This window comes from Variovorax fucosicus (genome assembly GCF_030316825.1).
GTDB lineage: Bacteria > Pseudomonadota > Gammaproteobacteria > Burkholderiales > Burkholderiaceae_C > Variovorax > Variovorax fucosicus.
The window spans coordinates 377,329-388,974 of sequence record NZ_JASZYU010000004.1 but is presented as its reverse complement, the minus strand read 5'-3'; the positions used below and the strand labels follow the sequence as shown (position 1 = coordinate 388,974).

Annotated in this window: 9 protein-coding genes and 4 tRNA genes; 3 read left to right on the top strand and 10 right to left on the bottom strand. The window is 64.3% G+C overall.

Going from position 1 to position 11,646, the window contains the following annotated elements:
* Positions 1–81 precede the first annotated feature (81 nt).
* From QTI05_RS24020 to QTI05_RS24010, 3 genes are read left to right on the top strand one after another with little or no spacing between them, the layout of a single operon-like run.
* Entirely contained in the window at positions 82–1,632 is a 1,551-nt protein-coding gene (locus QTI05_RS24020) for a fumarate hydratase (protein WP_286657926.1), read from the top strand.
* The gene (gene murI / locus QTI05_RS24015) at positions 1,629–2,432 is read left to right on the top strand and encodes a glutamate racemase (protein WP_286619953.1); all 804 of its coding nucleotides are present in this window, start codon (positions 1,629–1,631) and stop codon (positions 2,430–2,432) included. The genes QTI05_RS24020 and murI overlap by 4 nt, the downstream gene beginning before the upstream one ends.
* Positions 2,429–3,190 (top strand): PA3715 family protein, encoded by a 762-nt coding sequence (locus QTI05_RS24010; RefSeq protein WP_286619951.1) that lies wholly within the window; start codon positions 2,429–2,431, stop codon positions 3,188–3,190. The genes murI and QTI05_RS24010 overlap by 4 nt, the downstream gene beginning before the upstream one ends.
* A gap of 1 nt (position 3,191) precedes the next feature.
* Here QTI05_RS24010 and QTI05_RS24005 read toward each other — a convergent pair whose 3' ends face one another.
* The 10 genes from QTI05_RS24005 to QTI05_RS23960 form a co-directional block, all read right to left on the bottom strand.
* Positions 3,192–4,502, bottom strand: a complete 1,311-nt coding sequence (locus QTI05_RS24005; protein ID WP_286619949.1) for an MFS transporter — start codon at positions 4,500–4,502, stop codon at positions 3,192–3,194.
* A gap of 35 nt (positions 4,503–4,537) precedes the next feature.
* Positions 4,538–5,179 carry a DUF6806 family protein gene (locus tag QTI05_RS24000; protein ID WP_286543294.1) on the bottom strand — a complete coding sequence of 214 codons (642 nt, stop codon included), beginning with the start codon at positions 5,177–5,179 and terminating at the stop codon, positions 4,538–4,540.
* A 19-nt stretch (positions 5,180–5,198) separates the two neighbouring features.
* Positions 5,199–5,291, bottom strand: a tRNA-Leu gene (locus QTI05_RS23995).
* 102 nt (positions 5,292–5,393) lie between these two features.
* Positions 5,394–5,467: transfer RNA gene (locus QTI05_RS23990), tRNA-Cys, on the bottom strand.
* 51 nt (positions 5,468–5,518) lie between these two features.
* Positions 5,519–5,594: transfer RNA gene (locus QTI05_RS23985), tRNA-Gly, on the bottom strand.
* A 53-nt stretch (positions 5,595–5,647) separates the two neighbouring features.
* Positions 5,648–8,092 (bottom strand): endopeptidase La, encoded by a 2,445-nt coding sequence (gene lon, locus QTI05_RS23980; RefSeq protein ID WP_286543292.1) that lies wholly within the window; start codon positions 8,090–8,092, stop codon positions 5,648–5,650.
* Between the two features lie 9 nt (positions 8,093–8,101).
* On the bottom strand, positions 8,102–9,370 hold the full coding sequence (gene clpX / locus QTI05_RS23975) for an ATP-dependent Clp protease ATP-binding subunit ClpX (protein WP_286619947.1): 1,269 nt from the start codon (positions 9,368–9,370) through the stop codon (positions 8,102–8,104).
* Between the two features lie 103 nt (positions 9,371–9,473).
* Positions 9,474–10,082, bottom strand: a complete 609-nt coding sequence (gene clpP, locus QTI05_RS23970; protein ID WP_286543286.1) for an ATP-dependent Clp endopeptidase proteolytic subunit ClpP — start codon at positions 10,080–10,082, stop codon at positions 9,474–9,476.
* 94 nt (positions 10,083–10,176) lie between these two features.
* Positions 10,177–11,490, bottom strand: coding sequence for a trigger factor (gene tig, locus QTI05_RS23965; RefSeq protein ID WP_286619945.1), 1,314 nt, complete (start codon positions 11,488–11,490; stop codon positions 10,177–10,179).
* Between the two features lie 26 nt (positions 11,491–11,516).
* A tRNA-Leu gene (locus tag QTI05_RS23960) sits at positions 11,517–11,603 on the bottom strand.
* Positions 11,604–11,646: the final 43 nt, after the last annotated feature.

Below are 11,646 nucleotides of genomic sequence, written 5' to 3'. Positions count from 1 at the left end.
GTGACAAAAGGGGCTAAAATCACCTGTCACAGTCGTTGTACTGCGACGCCGAATTTCCCTTATAAAACAACGACTTACCCCATGACTACCATCAAATACGACGATCTCGTTGAGAGCGTTGCAGCGGCTTTACAGTACATCAGCTACTACCACCCCGCCGACTACATCGCCCACCTGGCCAAGGCCTACGAGCGCGAGCAGAGCCCCGCCGCCAAGGACGCCATTGCGCAGATCCTCACCAACAGCAAGATGAGCGCGACCGGCCATCGGCCGATCTGCCAGGACACCGGCATCGTCAACGTGTTCCTCAAGGTCGGCATGGATGTGCGCTGGGGCGGCTTCACCGGCAGCCTGGACGACGCCATCAACGAAGGCGTGCGCCGCGGCTACAACCACCCCGACAACACGCTGCGCGCCTCGGTCGTGGCCGACCCGCAGTTCGACCGCAAGAACACCAAGGACAACACCCCCGCCGTGATCTTCACCGAGATCGTGCCGGGCAACACCGTCGAAGTGACGGTCGCGGCCAAGGGCGGCGGCAGCGAGAACAAGAGCAAGCTCGTGATGCTGAACCCCGGCGACAGCGTGGTCGACTGGGTGCTCAAGACCGTGCCGACGATGGGCGCCGGCTGGTGCCCGCCGGGCATGCTGGGCATCGGCATCGGCGGCACCGCCGAGAAGGCCGCGCTGATGGCCAAGGAAAGCCTGATGGACGACCTCGACATGCACGAGCTGCAGGCCAAGAAGGCCTCGGGCGCCGAACTCACGAAGGTCGAAGCGTTGCGCATCGAGCTGTATGAAAAGGTCAATGCGCTCGGCATCGGCGCGCAGGGCCTCGGCGGCCTGTCGACCGTGCTTGACATCAAGATCAAGATGTACCCGACCCACGCGGCCAGCAAGCCGGTCGCGATGATCCCCAATTGCGCGGCCACGCGCCACGCCCACTTCGTGCTCGACGGCAGCGGCGCGGTCTACCTCACGCCGCCTTCGCTCGACCTGTGGCCCGACGTCAACTGGGCGCCCGACTACAACAAGAGCAAGAAGGTCAACCTCGACACGCTCACCCCCGAAGAGGTGGCGAGTTGGAAGCCGGGCGACACGCTGCTGCTCAACGGCAAGATGCTGACCGGCCGCGACGCCGCGCACAAGCGCATCTCCGACATGCTGGCCAAGGGCGAAAAGCTGCCGGTGGACTTCACCAACCGCGTCATCTACTACGTCGGCCCGGTCGATCCGGTCAAGGGCGAGGCGGTCGGCCCGGCCGGCCCGACCACCGCCACGCGCATGGACGGCTTCACCGAAATGATGCTGGCCCAGACCGGCCTGATCGCGATGATCGGCAAGGCCGAGCGCGGGCCTGTGGCGATCGAAGCCATCAAGAAGCACAAGAGCGCCTACCTGATGGCCGTGGGCGGCGCCGCCTACCTGGTCAGCAAGGCGATCAAGACTGCCAAGGTCGTGGGTTTCGCCGACCTCGGCATGGAAGCCATCTACGAGTTCGACGTGGTGGACATGCCGGTGACCGTGGCGGTCGACGCCGGCGGCACCAGCGCGCACATCACGGGCCCGGCCGAGTGGCAAAAGCGCATCGCCAGCGGCGAGTTCAAGACCATCACGCTGGAACCGGCTTGAGTTCATCGCCCATCGGCGTGTTCGACAGCGGCATCGGCGGCCTCAGCGTGCTGAACGCGCTGCGCGCCGAGTTGCCCCGCGAGCGCTTCGTGTACTTCGCGGACACCGCCCATGCACCCTACGGCGAGCGGGGCGATGCCTTCGTGGCACAGCGCTCGCTGGCGGTGGCTGCCGGCCTGGCCGAGCGCCACGCGATCAAGGCGCTGGTGGTGGCGTGCAACACCGCCACGGCGGCTGCGATCCATCTGTTGCGGTCGGCCTACCCGGTGCTTCCGCTGGTGGGCGTGGAGCCTGCCCTCAAGCCCGCGGTGGCGCTGAGCACGACCAAGCGCATTGCGGTGCTCGCCACGCGTGGCACGCTCGACAGCGCCAAGTTCCGCACGCTGCATGCCGCACTGGCCGGCCAGGCCAGCTTCAGCCTGGTGCCCTGCGACGGGCTGGCGGGTGCCATCGAATCCTCGGACGCTGAAAAGATCGCGGCGCTCTGCGCGCGCTACCTGGACGCTGCTGGCCGATTTGGCATCGAGCCCGGCCAGGCCGACACGCTGGTTCTCGGATGCACCCATTACCCCTTCGTGGCCGATGAGCTGCGCCGCCATGCCGGCCCATCGGTTCGCTTCATCGACACCGGCGCCCCGGTTGCGCAGCAAACGCGCCGCCTGCTGGCGGCCAACAGCTCGCTGGCCACGGAAGGCGCGGGTGAGGTACGGCTCGAAACCAGCGGCGCGCCCGAAGTCCTCGCGGCTGCTGCCGCGCGCTGGCTGACGGCGCCGGTGCACCCATCAGCGGCGATGGCATGAAGCACCTCGCGGCCATGCTGCTGCTCGCCTTGCCCGCGCTGGCGGCGCAGGCGGCCTGCGAGAGCGGCCTGGCCGAACGCATGCATGCCAAGCTGCATCCGCAGCGCCAGCTCGACGGGGAGCGCGCCGCCTGCAAGCTCTGGCCGGCCTTTCCGGGGCGCAGCATCGTGGTGCTGCCGATGCCGCGGCCTTCACCCGAGCCGGGCGTGACCGCCTACGACCTCGAGGTGCTCGTGATCCAGCGCCCCGACAACGGCAACACCGAGCGCGACACCATCGTGAGCCGGCTGTTCGAGCCGGCTGCGCTCACGTCGGATGCCATCGCCGTCGACGACATCCGCATCGACACCGCGCGCTACACGCTGGCCGCGGACACGCGTGCTTTCGGCGTCCGGGTGCGCTATCGCGGCAGCTCGCGCGCCAACCCCTACGCGAGCGAGACGCTGCGGCTCTATGCGATGAAGGGCGTGAAGCTGCACAAGGCACTCGACGAAATCGAGCTCGACATGGACGGCGGCGAGTGGGACACCAGCTGCAACGGCCGCTTCGACCAGGTTCGCAGCACGCTGTCGGTGGCCCGCACCACGAGCGAGGGCTATGCAGACCTGCTGGTGCAGCGCACCCGGGTCGAAAACCGCGCCGCAACGCAGGAAGGCGGCGAATGCGTCGAGAAGACTTTGCCCGCCCAGTTGCGCACCTACACGCTGCACTACGACGGCGAGACCTACCGCGTGCCCAAGGCACTGCGCAACGACTAGCTCAGCCAGCCGCCAGGGCCGCGGCGCGGCCGCGCTTCATGTCGATGGGGAGCAGCAACAGCAAGCCGGCGACGAACAGCACCGCGGTCGAAAAGATCGCAATGCGCTGGTTGCCACCGGTCATCCAGGTGATGGCCCCATAGCTCAACGGGCCCACGATGCTCGCCAGCCGTGTCGCAAAGCTCCACAGGCCAAAGAACTCGCCGACCTGCCGCGGCGGCGCGAGCACACCGGTCATGGCGCGGCCCGCCGACTGGCTCGAACCCATCGCCAGCCCGGCGATCGCGGCGGCGCACCAGAAGCCGCCCTTGGTCGTGACCGAGCCCGCGATCACGCAGACCGCGATCCACGCGACCAACGTGCCCGCGAGCGAGATCCTGTGGCCGATGCGATCCTGCAGATAGCCGAAGCCGAACGCACCGAGTGCCGCCGCCGAGTTGAGCGCGAAGATCAGGATCATCGTCTCCTGCGGCTTGAAGCCGATCACCTGCTCGGCATAGATCGCGGCCAGCGTGATCGCCACCGCCACGCCGCCCTGATAGGCCACGGTGCAGGCCAAGAGCCACATGAAATCGGAGAACGCGCGAGCCTGCTCGAAGGTCTGGCGCAGTTGGCGCCAGGAGTCGGCCCATGACACCCGGCCGGCATCGGCCGCCGGATGCGCACGCTCGGGCAACAGCGCAAAGGTGGCGCAAGCCGCCACGCCATAGATCGCGGCCGTGACCAGCATCGTCACCGGCACGAAATGCGCGGCCGGCAAACCCTGCGCCTGGGCCCACAGCACATAGGCCAGGCACAGGCCCAGCGTGAGCATGCCGCCGACATAGCCGAAGCCCCAGCCCCAGCCACTGACCTTGCCCATGCCCTCGGCCGTGGCCAGTTCGGGCAGGAAGGCACCTGTGAGCGACTCGCCGTAAGAGTAGAAGGTGTTGGAAACGATGATCAGCAGCATCGCGAGCGCCACCGCCGCAGGGCCTTGGAGCTGCGCCGTCAACGCAAGTGCCGCCGTGCCGAGCACGCAGCCTGCGGTCACCAGCATCAGGACCCGCTTCTTGGCAGCGCGCAGATCGGCCCAGGCGCCGATCACCGGCATCGTGAGCATCACGATCGCGTAGGCGATGCTGAGCGACAGCGTCCAGGCAAACGCGCCCCAGGGCGCGCCCTTCGCGATACCGCCCACGAAGTAGGCCGCGAACACGGCGGTGATCACGACCGTGGTGTAGCCCGAGTTGGCAAAGTCGTACATGACCCAGCCGAACACCTCGCGCTTGCGCACGCCGGGGTTGAGCGCAGACGACGGAAACAGGGCCACGCGCTGAACCTGTTCGGCGAGCTGCGATGAAGCGGCTAGTGCAGGTGCCGCGGACGACGACCGCCGCCGTGACCACCGGTGCCGGGGCCTCCGCCCGTGCCACCGCTGCCGCGCGGGCGCCTGCCGATTTCGAGCGAGTTGACCAGCGCGTCGAAACGGTCGCCGAACAGCTTGTCGATCTCGGCGACCACGCCGCCGAGTTCGGCGCCCTCGAAATGGCGCTCCATGAGGTTCACCACGTCTTCGACCAGCAGGTCGCGTTGCACCTGCATGATCGCGGCCGGGTTCGGGCCGACGAACAGCATGATGAAGTCGTCGCGCGATTCCTCGTCGGGATCGCCTTCTTCCTCGTCGAAGTCGGTGTCGTAGAACGTGACCTCGATCGCGGCGCCCTGCTCTGCCAGCTCGTTCAGTGCCATGCACATCTCGTCGAGTGCCTGGCGAAAGTCTTCGTCACCGGCCACGGTCCAGCACATCTGCAGCATGTGCTCCTTCTGCTCGAAGCGGATGCCCGGCTCTTCCTCGTACGAGCTGGTGGCGCCGTCGGCGAGCGACTTGGCGCCAGCGTACTTCCAGAGCGGCTGGAGCGCCTCCTGGATCTGGTCGAAGGTGACATCGGCGCGCAACGGCACATCGCCGTGCACATGAATTTCAAACGGAGCGTTGTAGCGAGGCATGTCTTGCTCCCTTGTAGGTTGGTGCCCGGGGCCGGAATCGAACCGGCATGCCCCTTATGCAGGAAGCGGCGGATTTTAAGTCCGATGTGTCTACCAGTTTCACCACCCGGGCGGAGGGTCGTTGCGTCGAAGATAACCCAAACAAAAACAGCCCCGACAACGAAGGTTGGCGAGGCTGCCGAATCGGTATCGCGAACGATGACCTGATGGAGAGTGGAGGCGCGACCCGGAGTCGAACCGGGCTAGACGGATTTGCAATCCGTTGCATAACCGCTTTGCTATCGCGCCACGTTGTACGAACAAAAAAAAGGGAAGCTGATGCTTCCCTTTTTCGAAAATTGGAGCGGGAAAAGAGTCTCGAACTCTCGACCTCAACCTTGGCAAGGTTGCGCTCTACCAACTGAGCTATTCCCGCGTTTCGAGCCTCGAATTATATACCGCTTTTTCGGACTCCTGCAAGCGCCTCGTTCAATGTTTGACCGAAGAATCTTCGGTCGGTTGCACGCTGCGTTGCTTGGCCAATTCTGCCACGGCCGCGGCAGACGCTGCCACCTCTTCATCGGACAACGGCGTCGGCATCTTCTCGAGCGCGATCTCCAGCACCTTGTCGATCCAACGCACCGGAACGATCTCGAGGCCGTTCTTCACGTTCTCGGGAATGTCCTGCAGGTCCTTCGCGTTCTCTTCGGGAATCAGCACGGTCTTGATGCCGCCGCGCAGCGCAGCCAGCAGCTTTTCCTTCAGGCCACCGATGGCCGTGACTTCGCCGCGCAAGGTGATCTCGCCCGTCATCGCCACATCGCCGCGCACCGGGATGCCGGTGAGCGCCGACACGAAGGCCGTGGTCATGGCAGCGCCCGCGCTCGGGCCGTCCTTCGGAGTTGCGCCGTCGGGTACGTGAATGTGGATATCGCGCTTCTCGAAGGTCTCGTCCTTGATGCCGAGCCGGCGGGCGCGGCTGCGCACCACCGTGCGCGCGGCCTCGACCGATTCCTTCATCACGTCGCCGAGCGAGCCCGTGCGGCTGATGACGCCCTTGCCGGGCATCGTGACGGCTTCGATCGTGAGCAGGTCGCCGCCGACCTCGGTCCATGCGAGGCCGACCACCTGACCGACCTGGTTCTGCGCTTCGGCGCGGCCGAAGGTGTACTTGCGCACGCCGAGGAAGTCGTTGAGGTTTTCGCCGTTGACGGTGACCTTGGGCGTCATCTTCTTGAGCAGCAGGCCCTTCACCACCTTGCGGCAGATCTTCGACAGTTCGCGCTCGAGCGAACGCACGCCGGCTTCACGCGTGTAGTAGCGCACGATGTCGCGCACCGCTTCTTCGGTGACCAGCAGCTCTTCTTCCTTCACGCCGTTGTTCTTGAGCTGCTTGGGCAGCAGGTACTTCAGCGCGATGTGCGTCTTCTCGTCTTCGGTGTAGCCCGCAAGGCGGATCACTTCCATCCGGTCCAGCAGCGCCGGCGGAATATTCATCGAATTCGAGGTCGCAACGAACATCACGTCGGAGAGGTCGAAGTCGACCTCGACGTAGTGGTCGCCGAACGTGTGGTTCTGCTCGGGGTCGAGCACTTCGAGCAGCGCGCTCGACGGGTCGCCGCGGAAGTCGGTACCGAGCTTGTCGATCTCGTCCAGCAGGAACAGCGGATTGCGCGTGCCGATCTTGTTCAGGCTTTGCAGCACCTTGCCCGGCAGCGCGCCGATGTAGGTGCGGCGATGCCCGCGAATCTCGGCCTCGTCGCGCATGCCACCCAGCGCCATGCGCGTGTACTTGCGGCCGGTCGCCTTCGCGATCGACTGGCCGAGCGAGGTCTTGCCCACGCCCGGAGGCCCGACCAGGCACAGGATCGGCGCCTTGACCTTGTCGACGCGCTGCTGGACTGCGAGGTATTCCAGGATGCGGTCCTTGACCTTGTCGAGCCCGTAATGGTCTTCGTTGAGAACTTCCTCGGCGTTCGCGAGGTCGTGCTTGATCTTGGTCTTCTTGCTCCAGGGCAGGCCGACCAGCACGTCGATGTAGTTGCGCACCACCGTGGCCTCGGCCGACATCGGCGACATCAGCTTGAGCTTCTTGAGTTCGGACTCCGCCTTCTTGAGCGCGTCCTTCGGCATCTTGGCGAGCTTGATCTTTTTCTCGATCTCCTCGATGTCGGCGCCCTCTTCGCCTTCGCCGAGCTCCTTCTGGATCGCCTTGACCTGCTCGTTCAGGTAGAAGTCGCGCTGGTTCTTTTCCATCTGGCGCTTCACGCGGCCGCGGATCTTCTTGTCGACATTGAGGATGTCGACTTCGCGTTCGAGCTGGCCGAACAGGTTTTCCAGGCGCGACTTGATGTCATCGAGATCGAGCACTGCCTGCTTGTTGTCGAGCTTGAGCGGCAGGTGGGCGGCAATGGTGTCGGCCAGGCGGCCCGGATCATCAATGCTCGAGATCGAGGTCAGGATCTCGGGCGGAATCTTCTTGTTGAGTTTGACGTACTGGTCGAACTGCTGCATCACGGCGCGGCGCAGCGCTTCGATCTCGGTGCCTTTTTGCGAGGATGCCTCGGGCGCCTCGATCGGCGTCACGTTGGCCGAGAAATGCGTCTCGCCGTCGTCGATGCGGTTCACGCGGGCACGCTGCTGGCCTTCAACCAGCACCTTGACCGTGCCGTCGGGCAGCTTGAGCATCTGCAGGATGGTCGAGACACAACCGACCTCGAACATGTCCTCGACCGAAGGCTCGTCCTTCGCGGCAGCCTTTTGCGCCACCAGCATGATGCGGCGCTCCGCCTCCATGGCCAGTTCCAGCGCCTTGATGCTCTTGGCGCGGCCCACGAAAAGCGGGATCACCATGTGGGGGAATACCACGACATCCCGCAGCGGCAGCAGCGGCAGATCGATGGCGTCGGGAGGAAGAGGGGTATGACCGGACATGAGGATCCTTTAGGCCTTTTTCGCCGCTTCGCGGTACACGAGCAACGGGGGCTTGTTTTCGTCGATGGTCGATTCCTCGACCACCACCTTGTCGACATTGGTCGCGTTGGGCAATTCGAACATGGTGTCGATCAGCGACTGTTCAAGGATCGACCGCAAACCGCGTGCGCCCGTCTTGCGCGCCAGCGCCTTGCGTGCAATCGCTTTCAGCGCGGCGGGACGGATCTCGAGATCCACGCCCTCCATCTGCAGCAGCTTGGTGAATTGCTTGACCACCGCGTTCTTCGGCTCGGTCAGGATCTGCACCAGCGCGTCTTCGCTCAGTTCGGCCAGCGAGGCCACCACAGGCATGCGGCCGACGAGTTCGGGGATCAGGCCGAACTTGATCAGGTCTTCCGGCTCCACTTCGCGGAACACCTCGGTGATGCTGCGCTGCTCCTTGCTGCGCACCATCGCGCCGAAGCCGATGCCGGAGGCTTCGGTACGGTTCTCGATCACCTTCTCGAGACCCGAAAACGCGCCGCCGCAGATGAACAGGATGTTGGTCGTGTCGATCTGCAGGAAGTCCTGGTTCGGATGCTTGCGCCCGCCCTGCGGCGGCACGCTCGCCATGGTGCCTTCGATCAGCTTGAGCAAGGCCTGCTGCACGCCCTCGCCCGACACGTCGCGGGTGATCGAGGGGTTGTCGGACTTGCGCGAGATCTTGTCGATCTCGTCGATGTAGACGATGCCGCGCTGGGCCTTTTCGACTTCGTAGTTGCAGCTCTGCAGCAGCTTCTGGATGATGTTCTCGACGTCTTCGCCGACGTAGCCCGCTTCAGTCAGCGTGGTGGCGTCGGCCATCACGAAGGGCACGTCGAGCATGCGCGCCAGCGTCTGGGCCAGCAGCGTCTTGCCGGAACCGGTCGGGCCGATCAACAGGATGTTGCTCTTGCTGAGCTCGACCTCATCGCCCTTGATGTTCTTTTCCTTGTGGCGCAGGCGCTTGTAGTGGTTGTAGACCGCCACGGACAACATACGCTTGGCAGGCTCCTGGCCGATCACGTAGTTGTCGAGGTTGGTCTTGATCTCGAGCGGCGTCGGCAGGTCGTTGCGCGCGTCGCGTGCTTCCTCACCCGCCGGCAGTTCGTCGCGGATGATTTCGTTGCAGAGGTCGATGCATTCGTCGCAGATGAACACCGACGGACCGGCGATCAGCTTTTTGACCTCGTGCTGACTCTTCCCGCAGAACGAGCAGTAAAGCGTTTTTTCGCTGGAAGAGCCTTTTTTCTCGGCCATGCAGATGCCTCGTAACTGGGATTTAACAATGATAGCGAAACAAAAACGGCGTTCCCCGTGTGGGAAACGCCGTATTCAGACCCGCGGCAGGCGAAAAAGCGACTTATGCCCGCTTGTGGATCACCTGGTCGACAAGCCCGTAGACCTGCGCTTCTTCGGCTGACAGGTAGCGGTCGCGTTCCATGTCGAGCGCGATCTTCTCGACCGGCTGGCCGGTGCGCTCGGCGTAGATCTTGTTGAGCTGCTCGCGCGTCTTGATGATTTCACGCGCGTGAATCTCGATGTCGGTCGCCTGGCCCGAGGTGCCGCCGGAGGGCTGGTGGATCATGATCTTCGAGTTGGGCAGCGCAAAACGCTTGCCCTTGGCACCGGCCATCAGCAGGAACGAGCCCATGCTGGCCGCCATGCCCATGCACAGCGTCGAGACTTCCGGCTTGACGAACTGCATGGTGTCGAAGATCGCCAGACCGGCGCTCACGCTCCCGCCCGGGGAATTGATGTAGAACGAAATGTCCTTGTCCGGATTTTCGCTCTCGAGAAACAACAGCTGTGCCACCACGAGATTGGCGGTCTGGTCGTTCACCTCGCCAACCAGAAAAATCACCCGCTCCTTGAGCAGACGCGAATAAATGTCGTAAGACCGCTCGCCGCGGCCCGACTGCTCGATGACCATCGGGATCAGACCCAGGCCCTTGGTTTCCTGAACGCTCATATGTGCTCTCCAGAGAGGTTTGTACTGTACCCAAGCAAAAATGGGGCTCGTGCCTGAAAGCACAAGCCCCAATTGCTGCGGAGCCGGCGGACGATCAGCCCTGCTGCGCCATCAGCTCGTCGAACGACACCGATTTTTCGCTGACCTGGGCGCGGCCGAGCACGAAGTCCGTGACGTTGTTCTCGATCACCACGGCTTCGACTTCGGCCAGGCGGCGGTTGTCGCCGAAATACCAGCGCACCACGTCGGCCGGCTTTTCGTAGCTGGCAGCCAGCTCGTCGATGTGCGCCTTGATCTGCTCGGGCTTGGCCTGCAGGTTGTTGGCGCGCACCAGTTCGGCCACCACCAGGCCCAGGCGCACGCGGCGCTCGGCTTGCGGGCGGAACATTTCTTCGGGGATCGGCGCCTTGTCGGCGTCCTTGATGCCGCGCTGCTTCAGTTCGGCGCGCGCGCCTTCGACCATGCGGTCGATTTCCGATTGCACGCTCGAGTTCGGCAGGTCGAGTTCGGCGTTGGCGATCAGCGCGTCCATCACGGCGTTCTTGTTGCGCGCCAGCAGGCGGAACTTCACTTCGCGTTCGAGGTTGCGCTTGATGTCGGCGCGCAGGCCTTCCACGGTCGCGTCGGCGATGCCGAGGGACTTGGCAAGCTGCTCGTTGACTTCGGGCAGGTGCGAGGCTTCGATCTTTTTCACGGTGACCATGAAGTCGGCCTGCTTGCCGGCCACGTCCTTGCCGTGGTAGTCGGCCGGGAACGACAGCGGGAAGGTGCGGCTGTCGCCGCTCTTCAGGCCGCGCACCGCGTCTTCGAATTCCTTCAGCATCTGGCCTTCGCCGACGATGAACTGGAAGTCTTCGGCCTTGCCGCCCTGGAAGGTTTCGCCGTCGATCTTGCCTTCGAAGTCGACCGTCACGCGATCGTTGTCCTGCGCGGCGGCGTCCATCGCGCGCTGGGCGAAGGTGCGGCGCTGCTTGCGCAGGATCTCGAGGGTCTTGTCGATCGCGTCGTCGCCGACTTCCGCCGTGATGCGATCCACCTGGGCACCCGACAGGTCGTTGATCTTGACTTCGGGGAACACCTCGAACACCGCGTCGAAAGCCAGTTCGCCTTCGGGCGACTCTTCTTTCTCGGTGATGCGGGGCTGGCCGGCCACGCGCAGCTTGGCTTCGTTGGCGGCCTGCGAGAAGGCCTCGCCAACCTTGTCGTTCATCACTTCGTAGTGGACCGAGTAGCCGTAGCGCTGGGCCACGACGTTCATCGGCACCTTGCCCGGACGGAAGCCGTCCATCTTGACGGTGCGGGCCAGCTTCTTGAGGCGCGAGTCGACTTCGGACTGGATGGTGCCGACCGGCAAGGTCAGCGTGATCTTGCGCTCGAGCTTTTCGAGGGTTTCAACGTTCACGGTCATTTTGTGTTCCTCAAGAGAGATTGGGCTGGTGCGCGGGGCCGGACTCGAACCGGCACGTTCTTGCGAACGTCAGGACCTAAACCTGGTGCGTCTACCAATTTCGCCACCCGCGCGGTCCGGTGCATGCAACGAAAAAACGGGCGGCCCCTGAATCCA